General features: G+C 70.3%; 9 protein-coding genes. 3 read left to right on the forward strand and 6 right to left on the reverse strand.

Translation table 11 applies throughout. The annotated features are described in order from the left end of the window. Nucleotides 1–28: 28 nt before the first annotated feature. Nucleotides 29–1,333, reverse strand: coding sequence for an extracellular solute-binding protein (locus AB0I03_RS07270; protein ID WP_360407851.1), 1,305 nt, complete (start codon nucleotides 1,331–1,333; stop codon nucleotides 29–31). 118 nt (nucleotides 1,334–1,451) lie between these two features. After that, nucleotides 1,452–2,501, reverse strand: a complete 1,050-nt coding sequence (locus tag AB0I03_RS07275; RefSeq protein WP_360407854.1) for a LacI family DNA-binding transcriptional regulator — start codon at nucleotides 2,499–2,501, stop codon at nucleotides 1,452–1,454. 193 nt (nucleotides 2,502–2,694) lie between these two features. Between AB0I03_RS07275 and AB0I03_RS07280 the strand changes: the two genes are divergently transcribed. Beyond that, nucleotides 2,695–3,909 (forward strand): glycosyl hydrolase, encoded by a 1,215-nt coding sequence (locus AB0I03_RS07280; RefSeq protein ID WP_360407857.1) that lies wholly within the window; start codon nucleotides 2,695–2,697, stop codon nucleotides 3,907–3,909. Beyond that, nucleotides 3,902–6,937, forward strand: coding sequence for a glycoside hydrolase family 38 C-terminal domain-containing protein (locus AB0I03_RS07285; RefSeq protein WP_360407860.1), 3,036 nt, complete (start codon nucleotides 3,902–3,904; stop codon nucleotides 6,935–6,937). Before AB0I03_RS07280 ends, AB0I03_RS07285 begins: the two co-directional genes overlap by 8 nt. 89 nt (nucleotides 6,938–7,026) lie before the next feature. On the opposite strand, the gene AB0I03_RS07290 is transcribed toward AB0I03_RS07285, so the two are convergent. Together AB0I03_RS07290 and AB0I03_RS07295 are read right to left on the reverse strand one after the other, a co-directional pair. Then, nucleotides 7,027–7,851: an alpha/beta hydrolase gene (locus tag AB0I03_RS07290; protein WP_360407863.1), complete on the reverse strand. Its 825-nt coding sequence runs from the start codon at nucleotides 7,849–7,851 to the stop codon at nucleotides 7,027–7,029. Between the two features lie 75 nt (nucleotides 7,852–7,926). Then, nucleotides 7,927–10,290 carry a right-handed parallel beta-helix repeat-containing protein gene (locus AB0I03_RS07295; protein ID WP_360407866.1) on the reverse strand — a complete coding sequence of 788 codons (2,364 nt, stop codon included), beginning with the start codon at nucleotides 10,288–10,290 and terminating at the stop codon, nucleotides 7,927–7,929. A gap of 330 nt (nucleotides 10,291–10,620) precedes the next feature. On the opposite strand from AB0I03_RS07295, the gene AB0I03_RS07300 reads away from it, so the two are divergent. Beyond that, nucleotides 10,621–11,373, forward strand: coding sequence for an FCD domain-containing protein (locus tag AB0I03_RS07300; RefSeq protein ID WP_360407869.1), 753 nt, complete (start codon nucleotides 10,621–10,623; stop codon nucleotides 11,371–11,373). 30 nt (nucleotides 11,374–11,403) lie between these two features. Here AB0I03_RS07300 and AB0I03_RS07305 read toward each other — a convergent pair whose 3' ends face one another. Both AB0I03_RS07305 and AB0I03_RS07310 read right to left on the reverse strand, forming a co-directional pair. Next, a complete protein-coding gene (locus AB0I03_RS07305) occupies nucleotides 11,404–12,333 on the reverse strand; it encodes a PmoA family protein (RefSeq protein WP_360407872.1) in 930 nt (309 codons plus the stop codon). Then, the gene (locus AB0I03_RS07310) at nucleotides 12,330–13,442 is read right to left on the reverse strand and encodes a Gfo/Idh/MocA family oxidoreductase (protein WP_360407875.1); all 1,113 of its coding nucleotides are present in this window, start codon (nucleotides 13,440–13,442) and stop codon (nucleotides 12,330–12,332) included. The genes AB0I03_RS07305 and AB0I03_RS07310 overlap by 4 nt, the downstream gene beginning before the upstream one ends. Between the last annotated feature and the right edge of the window lie 31 nt (nucleotides 13,443–13,473).

The raw sequence follows: 13,473 nt of genomic DNA on the forward strand, positions 1-13,473 counted from the left end.
TGGTGCAGGGGTGTCCGGCGCCAGTCGGCTACTGGTCGATGCGGTTCTCGTTGGCGTAGGCCACGATGTCGTCGAGGGCCGCTTCGGCGGTGGTGTCGCCGCGAACGGCGAGCGCCAGCTGCTGGGTGGCGTAGTCGGTCATCGCGCCGGTCCACTGGAACGGCATGGCGCGGCCGCCTTCGAGCGCGGTGAACATGACGTTGAGCGCGTCGGCCTGGGCCGGCGTCATGTCCTGCGCGACGGCCGAGGCCACTTCCTCGGCGCCTTCGGCGGTGCCGGGGGCGAAGCCCGCGGCCACGGTGGTGAAGGCGACCTGGTTCTCCTGGTTGGTGACGTACTCGGCGAACGCGAGGGCGGCGGCCTTGTTCTCGGAGGTCGAGGCGACGTTGACGCCCTGCACGAACAGGGGCGGGATGCCCGGGCGCGGGGTCGCGACCGTGTGCTCCAGGAGCGAGGGGGCCTTGATCTCGAGGTCGCCGGCGAAGCCGGAGCCGCCGGTCGTGTACGCGACCTTGCCCTGCAGGTACATCTCGGCGTTGCCGGAGTAGCTGCCCGTGAGCGCCTCGGCGGGCATCGCGCCGGCCGCGTACGCGTCGGCGTAGCCCTGCACCAGAGCGACCGCTTCGGGGGTGTTGAAGACGAACGCGCCGTCCTCGTCCATGAGCTCGATGCCGCTGGCGATGAACACGTCGATGGTGGGCATGGAGGAGACCAGCATGACCTCGCCGTCGGACTCGGCGGCGACCTGCTCGCCGAGGTCGAGCCAGCCGTCGATCGTGGTCGGCAGGTCCGCTTCGGTCACGCCGTACGGCTCGAGCTGCGCCATGTCCCACCAGGACACGTCGCTGCCGAGGTACCAGGGGAGGCCGTAGGTGCCCTCGACGCCGGTGAACTCGCTGTAGGCCGCCCAGCCGCCCGCGTTGTACTGGGCTTCGAGGTCCGGGTTCGCCTCGGCGAGGTCGAGGAGCTGACCGGCCTGGACGAGGGGGAACGCGATGTCGGGGGGCAGGTTCAGCACGTCGGGCAGGGTGCCGGAGCTGGCCTGGCTGAGGATCTTGTCCTGGTAGCCCTCGCCCGGCTGGTCGATCCATTCGACCGTGACGTCGGGGTGCTCCTCCTCGAAGGCGGCGATGAGGTCCTCGAAGTAGGGGGTGAACTTCTCGTTCTTCAGCGACCAGGTCTGGAACTTGATCGTGCCGCTGAGCGCTCCGGAGGTGTCGATCGGACCGCCTTCGGCGGCGTTGTCCCCGGTGCCGCCGGTGCAGCCGGAGAGGACGAGGGACCCGGCCGCGGCGATGGCCGCCGCCTTGCCCAGGCGTGTGAACAGCTTCATTTCTCGCTTCTTCCTTGAACCGAAAAGGGGGCGTGCGTACCGGGGTGCGGCTCGGGTACTACAGCGCTTTAGTTGCATCAAATCACTGCGGTGCTCGGGTTGTCAAGGCGGCCCCCGCTCAGCGTCGCGGGGCGCCCGTGGACTCGCGCTGCACGACGCGGGTCTCCACGTCCTCCTGCTCCACCGGCTCACCGGCGATGAGCTGCAGGATCTCCGCGGCCGCGGTGCGGCCCAGCGACACCGCGTCGCGGCTGAGCGCAGTGACGGTGGGGTGCAGGACCTGGCAGGTGGTGGAGTCCTCCCACGACAGCACGGAGACGTCGTCGGGCACCCGCAGTTCGAGGGAGGCGAGGGTGCTCATCCCGGCGATGGCCATGACCTCGCTGTCGTACACGATCGCCGTGGGCGGCCGCGGCGCGCCCGCCAGCCGCGCGGTCGCCTCGCGGGCGCGCTCGGGGTCGAAGTTCCCGGCGAGCGACTGCCCCCAGACGCCGTGGTCCACACAGAACTGCGAGAACGCGTCCATGCGCTCGCTGATGTGGCGGAAGGCCTGGTCGCCGGTCACATAGGCGACGCGGTCGTGGCCGAGGCCGTGGAGGTGGTCCATGATCAGCCGCATCGCGCCGCCGTTGTCGACGTGCAGCGACCGCACGGACCGCTCGTCGGTCTGGCCGCCCACCACGATCGTGGGGTGGTCCAGGCTCGCGAGCGCCTCGATGCGCGGGTCGTCGATGCGCGGGTCGAGGACCAGGATCCCGTCCACCCGGCCGTCCAGGATCCACGCCTGGTGGATGGCGCACTCGGCGGCGGTGTCCTCGGCCATCTGCAGCATCAGCGAGTAGCCGCGGCCGCTCAGCGTCGACTGCACGCCCGCGATGAACTTCGAGAAGAAGATCTCCTCGCCGATCACCTCCGCCGGCCGCGCCAGCACGAGCCCCACCGCCTCGGAGTTCTTCCCCATGAGGGTCTGCGCCGCATGGCTCGGGCGCCAGCGCAGCTCGCGCGCCACGTCGAGGATGCGGGCCCGGGTCGCGTCGGAGACGCCGGGCTTGCCGTTGACGGCGAGTGACACGGCGCCGCTGGTGACGCCCGCGCGTTCGGCGATGTCGGCGATCGTCACGCGTTTGCGCTTGCGCGCCGGTTCGGCGGGGTTGGCTGCGTCGACCATGCCGGGCTCCTTCACTCAACTGCTTGATGTCCGAGCCTATCCGGCGGGTGGGAGAGCGCGTGCACGACGCGGTACTAAAGCGCTACAGTGATCCGGAACGCGGTCCGGATGCGGCCGCGCCGATCTACCCGCACCGCGCATGAGCGGCGGCCCCTCGGGCGGTCTCGGGCGCAACAGCAGAGAGAGGTGGCAGATGAGGTTCGGCGTCAACTACACGCCGCGCGTCGGATGGTTCCATCACTGGATCGATTTCGACGCCGACGAGGTCGCCCGCGACTTCGACGCGATCCGCGAACTCGGCGCCGACCATGTGCGCGTGTTCCCGCTCTGGCCGATCTTCCAGCCGAATCCGACCGTGGTCAGCGCGGCGGCGCTGGGCCGCCTCGACCGGGTCGTCGAGCTCGCGGGCGAACGCGGGCTCGAGGTCGCGGTCGACGGCCTGCAGGGGCACCTGTCGAGCTTCGACCTGCTGCCCTCCTGGCTGGTCTCCTGGCACGAGCGCAACATGTTCGTCGACGAGAACGTGGTCGCCGCGACCGCTTACTACCTGGAGACGTTGGCGCGCACCGTGTCCGCGCATCCGAACGCGTTCGCTGTGACTGTGGGCAACGAGGTGAACCAGTTCACCGGCACCGTGCATCCGCAGCCGCACCCGGCGACGAGCGTGCAGATCACGGCGTGGCTCGACCGGATGATCGGCGCGATCCGCAGGGGCGCACCGGAACTGCTGGCGCTCCACGCCTGCTACGACGCGAGCTGGTACGACGACACGCAGCCGTTCACCCTCGAGCACGTGGCCCGTCACGGCGACCTCAGCGTCGCGCACTCCTGGGTGTTCAACGGCACCGCCCAGCGGTTCGGGCCCGACGCGTTCGAGACCCGCGCGCACGCCCGCTACATGGTCGAGGTCGCCCGCGCCTTCCAGACCGACCCTGACAAGGGGATCTGGGCGCAGGAGCTCGGCGCGCCGCGGAACGTGCTGCCCGCAGCGTCGGTCCCCGGCTTCATCGAGGGCACGGTCGAGCAGCTCGCGCAGGCGCCGCACCTGTACGGCATCACCTGGTGGTGCTCGCACGACGTGAGCCGCGGCCTCGGCGACTTCCCCGAGCTCGAATACGACCTCGGCCTCATCGACGAGCACGGCCGCATCAAACCCGAAGGGCTGCAAGTGCGCGACGCGGTCGCCGCCGCACGGAAAGCGCCGCCTTCGGCCCCCGCCAACGTGATCGACCTCGATCTCGCCGCCGTCGGCGGCCGCGCCGGTCTCGCCCCCGGCGGCGATTTCTGGACCGCCTACATGGACGAGGCCCGACGCGGTGGGCATCCCCAGATTCGCCTGGTTCAATCGAACGCCGTCCGCGCGCACGACGAGGTGCGCGCGAAGGAAGGAAGTACCGCAGATGCATGACAACCAGGCCCTGACCATGGGCCGAGTCACCCGGGTGCTGGCCGAACGCCTGCGGCCGGCCGTCTACGCCGACCCCCACCCGCTCGCGATCGCCGCGCACGCCGTCGACGGCGAGCCGATCCCGGCCGCGCAGGGCCTGAACGCCGAGTACGCCCCGGTCGACGTGGGCGACCACTGGGGCCGCGCCTGGGGCACCACCTGGCTGCGCCTCACCGGGGAGGTGCCGGCGGCCTTCGCCGGCCGCCGCGTCGAGATCGTCGCCGACCTCGGCTTCGACGTCAACATGCCCGGCTTCCAGGCCGAAGGGCTCGTGTACACCCCGGACGGCGAGGCCGTGCGCTCGCTCAACCCGCGCGCCCAGTGGATCCCCGTCTCGCCCAAGGCCGAAGGCGGCGAACGGATCGAGTACTACGTCGAGGCCGCGTCGAACCCCGTGCTGCTCGACTACCACCCCTTCCTCCCGACCGAGGAGGGCGACGTGCTCACCTCCAGCGACGAGGAGCTGTACCGGATCCGCCGGGCCGACGTCTGCGTGTTCGAGGAGGAGGTCTTCGAACTCGTCCACGACGTCGAAGTGCTGCACCAGCTCGCGACCGAACTCCCCGAGGACTCCGCGCGCCGCGCCAGGATCCTCCGGGCACTGGACAACGCGCTCAACCGCGTCGACCTCCAGGACATCCCCGCGACGGCCGCCGCCGCCCGCGAGGCGCTCCAGGAGGTCCTCGCCAGCCCCGCCGAGCCCAGCGCGCACCGCATCAGCGCGGTCGGCCACGCGCACATCGACTCCGCGTGGCTGTGGCCGCTGCGCGAGACCGTGCGCAAGGTGTCCCGCACCTCCAGCTCCATGGCCACCCTCCTCGACGAGGACGAGGACTTCGTCTACGCCATGTCCAGCGCCCAGCAGTTCGCCTGGATGAAGCAGGACCGGCCCGAGGTCTTCGCCCGGGTCAAGAAGGCCGTCGCGGACGGGCGCTTCGTGCCCATCGGCGGCATGTGGGTCGAGCCCGACGCGGTGCTGCCGTCCGGTGAGAGCTTCATCCGCCAGATCAGCCAGGGCCAGCGGTTCTTCCGCGAGGAGTTCGGGATCGAATGCCGCGGGGCCTGGCTGCCCGACAGCTTCGGCTACTCCGGGGCCCTCCCGCAGCTCCTCACCGGCGCCGGCTTCGAGTGGTTCCTCACCCAGAAGATCTCCTGGAACCAGGTCAACCGCTTCCCCCACCACACCTTCCTGTGGGAGGGCAACGACGGCAGCCGGATCTTCACCCACTTCCCGCCGATGGACACCTACAACGCCCAGCTCTCGGGCGAGGAGGTCGCCCGCGCGGCGCGCCAGTTCAAGGAGAAGTCCGTCGCGCGGCACTCGCTCGCCCCGACCGGCTGGGGCGACGGCGGCGGCGGCACCACCCGCGAGATGCTCGCCCGCGCCAAGCGCATGGCCGACCTCGAAGGCAGCCCGCGGGTCGTCTTCGAATCGCCGAACGAGTTCTTCGACAAGGCCATGGCGGAGCTCCCCGAGCCCGGCGTGTGGCGCGGCGAGCTGTACCTCGAACTCCACCGCGGCACGTTCACCACCCAGCACCGCACGAAGCAGGGCAACCGCACGAGCGAGCGGCTGCTCGCCGAGGCCGAGCTGTGGGCCGCGGCCGCCGCCGTGCGCACCGGCCGCGCCTACCCGTACGACGAGCTCGACGAGCTGTGGCGGGAGGTGCTGCTGCTGCAGTTCCACGACATCCTGCCCGGCACCTCGATCGCCTGGGTCCACCGCGAGGCCGAGGAACGCTACGCGCGCGTCGCCACCGCGCTGCGGCGCATCATCGCCGAATCCCTTGCCGCCCTTGGCGTGACCGCCGGAGCCGACGGCCTCGACGCGGGCCCGGTCGGTGCCGAGCTCGCCCTGAACGCCGCGCCGGTCGCACGCCGGGGCGTCCCGGCCGGGTCGGTGGCCGTCGCCGAGCCCGCCGCGCCGTCCTCTGCACGCGCGGAAGGGAACGCGTTCGTGCTCGAGAGCGCGTCCGTGCGCGTCGCGATCGACGACCGCGGCCTCGTGCGCAGCCTCGTCGACCGCACGACCGGCCGCGAAGCGATCGCGCCGGGCAGGGCCGGCAACGCGCTGCAGCTGCACCAGGACTTCCCGAACATGTGGGACGCATGGGATGTCGACGAGCACTACTTCGCCATGCGCGAGGACCTCGACGGCCCGGCCGAGGTGTCGGTCGACGGCGACGCCGTCGTGGTGCGCCGCGCCTTCGGCGCCTCCTCGATCGAGCAGCGGCTCGCGCTGGCGGACGACGGGCGCCTCCTCGTGATCGACTGCGACGTGGACTGGCAGGAGGAGGAGAAGTTCCTCAAGCTCGCCTTCCCCGTCGAGGTGTTCACCGACGAGGTCGTGGCCGAGACGCAGTTCGGCCACCACCGCCGCGCCAACCACGAGAACACCTCGTGGGAGGCGGCGCGGTTCGAGACGCACGCGCAGCGGTGGTTCCTCGTGCAGGAGCCCGGCTTCGGCGTCGCGTTCCTCAACGAGTCCAGCCACGGCTTCGACGTCGGCCGCGAGAGCGGGGGCCGCGAGGTCGTGCAGAACGCGCGGTTCTCGCTGCTGCGGGCCCCGAAGTTCCCCGACCCGCGGGCGGACCGCGGGCGCCACCGGATGCGCTTCGGCGTGCTCGTCGGCGCCTCCCCCGCCTCGGCGACCGAGGCCGGCTGGGCGATGCAGTCGCCGCTGCGGACGGCCTCCGGCGCCGACGTGCGCGCCCTCGCGCGTTCGCAGGACCCGGCGGTGATCGTGAGCGCCGTGAAGCTGGCCGACGACCGCTCCGGCGATCTCGTGGTGCGGATGTACGAGTCGGCCGGTTCACGGGTGTCCACGTCGATCGAGCTGGCGGGCGTCCCGGCCGGCTCGGTCGTCGCGGCCGACCTCATCGAACGCCCCGGCGCGGAGATCGAGGCGGTGCGGATGCCCGACGGCACGGTCCATGTGCCGGTCACGTTGCGCCCCTTCGAGGTCAAGACGCTCCGCGTCAAGTCCTAAGAGGACGCACAAAGGCCCGCCCGGAGGTTGCGACTTCCGGGCGGGCCTCTTCCGCGTGCGCACGGCGGCCGGACGCACCGACCGCATGGTCAGCTCGCCGCGGCCTCCTCGACGCGGTCCAGCCATTCGTCCAGGAAGGCGTCGAGCAGTACCGGCTGCTCGAGCTGCAGGTTGTGCCCCGCCCGGTCGAGGACGGCGAACGTCGCCCGCGGGTAGTGCTCAAGCAGCGCATAGACATCGGCGTAACCGGTGTTGTCGTCCTGCCGACCGGTCACGATCAGCGAGGGCCGCTCGAACGGCGCGCCGGATTCGGGGGCGGTGCTCAGCTCGTAGTGGCGCGCCACCCGTGCCAGGCCCTCGTCGTCGGCCAGCGCGAGGCCCGGCGCGATCTCTTCGCGGAAGCGGCGGAACGTCTCCGGGGACTGCACGACCGCGAGCTCGCCGTAGGAGGCGGCGTCCGCCTTGGGCAGCCCGGCCATGAACACGGGGTCGGCGGCGATCACGGTGTGGGGCGGGAGGGTCCGTTGGGAGTGGCGGGCGTGTTCCCCGATGGGGCACACCAGGCCGAGGCCGAGCACCTGGCCGGGGCGGGAGTTGGCGACGGCGCGGGCGAGGTAGCCGCCGTAGGACTCCCCGACGACGATGAACGGCGCGTCGCCGATCAGGTGGTCCACGAAGCCCTGGAGGGCGTCGAGCATGTCGTCCGAGCCCTGGTACTTCTCGGTGATCTCGGTCTGGCCCATGCCGGGAAGATCGGGGTAGAGGCGGCGGTAGGAGCGACCGCCGGGGCGCGCGGCGGCGCGGCGCGCGAAGAACGGCTCCATGAAGCCGGTCATGAGGCGGTGGTCGGGGGTCCAGCCGTGGATCGCAAGGACGGGGGTTCCGGTTCCGTGCGTGACGAAGTGCATTGGCATGACGGCAACCTTAGAGACGACCCCGCCGGCCCGCCACGGGCCGGCGAGGTCGTTCGCTTCAGGGGGAGCGCGGCGCTATCCCTTGGCGACGCCGGTGGCGGTGAACTCCTGTACGCCGATCTTCCCGCCGGTGTTGGTGTTCCGCACGTACAGCCGGATGCCGGTGGTGGCCACATACGTGGGGGGCTTGTACACGACCGGAGCGGTCGTGTTGATCGCCTGGTAGGCCATGATGTCGATCCAGGCGTTCTGGCTGGCGCTCCACCGCTGGACCTTCCAGTGCGTGGTCATCCACGTGCAGCAGTCGTCCTGCTGGATCGTGAAGGTGAACGTGTTGTAGTCGCCTCCGAAGTCGAACTGCGCCCACGCCTCGTTCTGTTCGGACGCCGCCTCTCCGGTCAGCGTGGTCTCGTCGAACATGATGGCCGGCGAGTTGGACCAGCTGCTGCGGTCGGACAGGGTGGCGGCGTTGGCGAGGTTGGTCGCGGGCACCTTCGACCGCAGGTGCTCGAAGGCGGGCTGCGGCCCGGATTCGTCCATGATGGAGCGTGCCTCTGCCGGCCACGCGCCGTCCCTGACGACGTGCGGGCCACCGTCGCGGTCGAAGATGGCGCCGCTGGTCGTGCTGTTGGTCGCGTCGGTGTAGTTGTGCGAGGCGTACACCGACAAGGGCTGGCGGTAGCGGTTCGACCAGTCGAACCGGCCGTTCTGCGAGACGTTGTAGTCCCAGCGGGTCTGGTAGCTCTGGTTGTCGCTGTAGAAGTTCGAGGACGACGTGTGGTCGTGCACGTAGTTGTGGCTGAACACGGAACCGGGCCACGCGCCGAACGTGTAGACGGCGCCGCCGTCGTACATGCCCCAGGTGTGCTTCGCGGTGGCGTTGTAGAGCTCGTTGTGGCTGAACGTGGTCCGCCCGACGCCGTCCACGCCGTCGACCAGATTGAACTCGTCCGATTTGCGCTGGTGGAATCCCATGTAGGCGGTGTCGTAGACGAGATTGTGCGTGACTTCGGCGTTGTACGTGTTCATCAGGCTGATGCCGGTCGCCTGGAAGAAGTCGTCGCCCGTGTCCGCCACGATGTTGTTCTTGATGACGATGTTCTTGGTGCGCACCGCGCTGCCGGCTTTCACGTCCATCCATCGGCCGGCGATGATGCCGGCCGCGGTGAGGTTGTGGAAGACGTTGCCGGTGACCGTGGTGTTCTCGGCGCCGTTGAGCAGTTGGAGGCCGCCGCTGCCCATCTTGCGGACCGTGTTGTTCGCGAAGGTGATCCTGTTGGTGTTGGTGAGCCTGATCTGGCCGGGCACCTCGCCCCCGTACCCGTCGAAGTTCGGGTCCCTGAACGGGTCGTCGGCGTACAGCGCCTCGGCCTGGGTGCCGCCGATGTGGCGGTCGCGCGGCAGCAGCCAGTTGCCGTGCTCGAAGGTTACGCCGTCGAACGTGATGTCGCGCGCCTTCGCGGTCGTGCTGCGGCCCTTGATGTTCACCAGCGACTCGGCTACTGGGACGTAGGCGCCGGCGGCGTTCACGTCCTCCCCCGGCATCGGGTAGTAGTACACCTTGTCGGTCGCCCGGTCGAGGTACCACTCGCCGGGCGCGTCCAGCTCCTCGAACGCGTTCATGAAGTAGAACGTGTGGTCGTAGTCGAGCGATGCGCCCGAGTCGCGGTTCAGCCGGACCTGGAAATGCGGCTGCGCGAGCTGGACGCGCTTGTCGGCACCGCTGGTGCTGATGTCGACCAGCGGGAAGTAGTCGGCCTTGAAGCCGATCGCGATGTGGAAGAGGCGGACGTCGGTGACGTTGGCGTAGTCCGGCACGCTCCCTGCGGGGAACGTGATGCCGTCGTAGGAGCGGCCGGGGCGGTCCGGGTTCGCCGGGGGGTTGGGGATCGCGGCGTCGTTCCAGAAGGCGCTGCCGGCGATGCCCTCGCTCATCGCGATCTGGGCGCGCTTGCCGCCGACGTACAGCTGCCGGAAGTAGTCGGCGTAGCCGCGGGACTCGGGTACGTCGGCGACGTAGTAGGGGGCGCCGCTGACCGGCTTCCAGCCGGTGACGGCCTTGCCGCCGTCGATGATGGGGGTCTCGCCGGGATAGGCCCGGTAGACGACTTTGAAGCCGTTGGAACCGGAGTCGGCGTCGGTCAGGTCGAACGGTGCGGTGCGGGTGTGCCGCCCGCCGCGCAGGTAGACGACGACGTCACCGGTCATGTCGTCGTTCAGGTCGTACTGCCGGATGTGGTTGCGCGCCTTCTCCAGGGTGGCCCATGGCGCGCCGGCGGAGGTGCCGGCGTTGCTGTCGCTCCCTGTGGGGGACACGTAGAACGAGTGCTGGACGGCCGCCCGGGCGCCGTCGACCGGTACGAAGCCGGCCAGGGCGACCGCCATCGCCACCATGACCGCCAGGATGCCGGTTCTTCGGGTGCTGATCGTGGATCTCATGCTCTCCCTCTCGGGTTGCGGGAATCGACGCCTCGCGACGCTGTCCGCCGATCTCGAGCGAATCACTCCCGAACGACAATGAAGCAGGTTCATTTGGACTGTCACCGAGGAATGCCGTCGATAAAGCAGGATTGAATAGGATTCATCGCAGAGTCTAGCAGCACAATGATGCATGTCAATAGATCAATGAAGCGTTTGCCTGCGGTACCGCGACCACACCGCTGTTCCGAGTCAGGGCAAGTGAAGCGGTGTCATCGCGACCGGTGATCCTGGGATTGGACGCGGCATATGAACCGTGCTTATATGTAACGGAGCACTGAGAGGTAGTTGATGACTGAAACCGCCGGGCCCGTGGCCGAGGCGGCATCCGTGTACCGACCCGGGTACTCGAGGGCCGCCGAGCAGATCATGCAGTACATCGACGAGCAGGGGTTCGGGCCGGGCGACCGCCTGCCCACCGAGGCGCGGTTCGCCCAGCTGCTCGGCATCAGCCGGACCATCGCCCGAGACGCGATCAAGACACTCGCGGCGACCGGCCGAATCACCGTCCAGCGGGGCCGCGGGATCTTCGTCGCCGATGCGGGCGACCTCGGTGAGCAGGTGGCGAACGCGTTCGCCCCCACCAGCATCGACCACGTGATGATGCTGTTCGAGTACCGCGGCATCCAGGAGCGGGCGGCCGCCGAGTTCGCCGCGCACCGCGCGACACCGGCTGAGCTGGTGGCCATCGACACCGCGCTCGCCGACTACTCCGCCGCCGCCGAGAGCGGTGATGTCCCGGCGGCGACGAAGGCCGACGAAGGCTTCCACCGCGCGGTGGCGGCCGCCGCGCACAACCCGCTCCTCGCCGAGTCCATCGCATCCGCGCAGTCGCTGCAGCACCGCGTGGTCGTCGCCGCCTTCGACGGCTTCAGCGGCGGACCGCTCCTGGCCGCCCGCGACGAGCACGCCGCCATCCTGGATGCGATCCGCAAGGGCGACGCCGAGGCGGCCGGCCGGGCAGCGGTCGCGCATCTGGAGCGAACCCGGCTCGGCTATCAGGCGGAGATCGGACGTCGCGTGTTCCGGAGCCCTCCGCACTGATCCGCCCCGGCGCGGCCGGGAGTCACGGGATCAGGCACCCGAAGACGTTGCGGCATCCGCCAATCCGCTTCGCACCGCATCGGCGAGATCGGACGCCGCGTCGGCGTCGGCGTCGGCGATTCCGACGCCGTAGCGCAGGCGCAGCGTCTCGCCGTCGGGGACGGTGAGCTCCTCGGAGAAGAACGGCGCCGGGTTGAGGGCGGCGAACTCCTCAGAGCGGGCGAACCACTGCGGCGGGTGCTGCGGGTTGGCGGCGTCGTCGACCATGAGCACCAGCGAGGTGGCGTCGTCGTGGTCGTGGCGTCCGGCGAAGCCCATCCACTCGTGGCGGCCTCCGCGCATCTCGCTGCCGGATCCCGAGCCGTCCGCCGTCACCAGGCGGCCATCGGTGAACGAACGGGGCCCGCGCCAGAACAGGCCGCCGTAGCCGGCGTTCTCGCGGCCCTTCGTGGTCGGCGACCCGAACGCGATGTCCTCTCCGGAGACATTGTGGAGCGTCGTCTCGAAGGTCAGCATCCACGCCTCATCCGAGAGGACCCGCGCGGTGATCGAGCGTTCCTCGGCGAAGTACTTGCTGCCGGACTGGGTGATCCAGTCCAGCCGATGGGCGATGCGGGCGGTGCCCTCGACCGTGCCGAGCTCGGTGAACTCGCGGTGCTGCTGGGTGCCGTTGTTCTCCAGCTGCACGTAGAACTGACCGTGGACGTAGGTCGGTCCGCCCCAGAAGTTCTCCTCCCCCACGTGCGGGAGCGACAGGGCAATGCCCTTGTGCCACACATGGTCCCAGGGCCGGAACAGGCTCACCGTGCGACCGGCGCGCGTGCGGATCGGGTGCAGGTACGGCTTCGGCGACTCCAACTGCGGAGAGTCGGGCCCGTAGACGTACTCGAAGAGGTCCACTCCGCCGTCGCCGACGGTGAGGGAGGTGCCCAGGTGGTGGCGGATGTCGAGACCGGTCATGCTGATCGCTCCTTGATCGGGTTCCACGGGACGGCGCCGCCGTCCATGCAGCGGGTGAACGGGTCTTCTGGGCCGAAGGAACCGGCGGCCACCGGTCGGCCGCGGAACGCCGAGGCGTAGGTCGCGGCCGCGAGCTCCAGGGTCCGGCGGGCCTCGGTGAGGCCCACGGCGGGCGCTTCGCCCGCGGCAAGCGCGTCGATGATCGCCTCGATCTGGAGGGCGTGGCCGCTCACCCGGTCGGGCCCGCTCTCGGCCTGCCACAGGTCCGCGAGGTGCTCGTGCCCTGGTGCAGGGGTGAAGCGCCAGTCGGCCTCGGTGTAGCCGTAGAGGTGCTCGACCTCGACGGTGGCGTGCTCGAAGTCGAAGCGGAGCCGGGAGGTCTCGCGCGGGGACACGACCGAGTTCACCACCGTTGCGAGGCAGCCGTTCTCGAAGCGCAGGAGCGCCGTCGAGACGTCCTCGGTGTCGGTGGGGCGGGAGAGCCGCCCGGCCATGGCGGTGACCTCGGCCCAGGGCCCGAGGATCGACAGGAGCAGGTCGAACTGGTGGATGCCGTGGCCCATCGTCGGCCCGCCGCCCTCGTTCTCCCAGCGCCCGCGCCAGGGGACGGCGAAGTACGCGTCGTCGCGGTACCAGAGCGTCTCGCAGGTCGCCACGAGCGGGCGGCCGAGCTTGCCCGATGCGGCCAGCGCGCGCAGGCGCACGGCCGCGGCCCCGAACCGGTGCTGGAACACCGTCAGCACGGGCACGCCGGTCTCGGCGTGGACGGCCGCGAGTTCGTCCATTTCGGCCAGGCTCAGCGCGGTCGGCTTTTCGACCAGTGCCGGCACGCCTGCGCGCATCGCGGTGATCGCCAGGGGCGCATGGCTCACCGGCGGGGTGCAGATGTGGACGAGGTCGAGCGCTTCGCCCGCGAACAGGGCTTCGGCGTCGGGGTAGACGGCGGGTATCGCGAACCGCTCGGCGAACGCGGCCGCCCGCTGGGAGTCGAGGTCGGCCACAGCGGCGATTTCGACGCGGTCGGGAAGGTCGGCCAGGGCCGCCGCGTGGGCGCCGGCGATGCCGCCGGTGCCGATCACGGCGGCCCGGAGCACCAGGTTTCGGGTCATGGAGTTGCTGCTCTTTCTCTTCGGGTGGGTG

It is taken from the genome of Glycomyces sp. NPDC021274, from assembly GCF_040641195.1.
Lineage (GTDB): Bacteria > Actinomycetota > Actinomycetes > Mycobacteriales > Micromonosporaceae > Glycomyces.

What these genes read in the sequence shown, in the direction of transcription:
- AB0I03_RS07295 (WP_360407866.1), bottom strand. Translation starts at nt 10,290, where the DNA reads ATGAGATCCACGATCAGCACCCGAAGAACCGGCATCCTGGCGGTCATG.
- AB0I03_RS07280 (WP_360407857.1), top strand. Translation starts at nt 2,695, where the DNA reads ATGAGGTTCGGCGTCAACTACACGCCGCGCGTCGGATGGTTCCATCAC.
- AB0I03_RS07290 (WP_360407863.1), bottom strand. Translation starts at nt 7,851, where the DNA reads ATGCCAATGCACTTCGTCACGCACGGAACCGGAACCCCCGTCCTTGCG.
- AB0I03_RS07305 (WP_360407872.1), bottom strand. Translation starts at nt 12,333, where the DNA reads ATGACCGGTCTCGACATCCGCCACCACCTGGGCACCTCCCTCACCGTC.
- AB0I03_RS07285 (WP_360407860.1), top strand. Translation starts at nt 3,902, where the DNA reads ATGCATGACAACCAGGCCCTGACCATGGGCCGAGTCACCCGGGTGCTG.
- AB0I03_RS07300 (WP_360407869.1), top strand. Translation starts at nt 10,621, where the DNA reads ATGACTGAAACCGCCGGGCCCGTGGCCGAGGCGGCATCCGTGTACCGA.
- AB0I03_RS07270 (WP_360407851.1), bottom strand. Translation starts at nt 1,333, where the DNA reads ATGAAGCTGTTCACACGCCTGGGCAAGGCGGCGGCCATCGCCGCGGCC.
- AB0I03_RS07275 (WP_360407854.1), bottom strand. Translation starts at nt 2,501, where the DNA reads ATGGTCGACGCAGCCAACCCCGCCGAACCGGCGCGCAAGCGCAAACGC.
- AB0I03_RS07310 (WP_360407875.1), bottom strand. Translation starts at nt 13,442, where the DNA reads ATGACCCGAAACCTGGTGCTCCGGGCCGCCGTGATCGGCACCGGCGGC.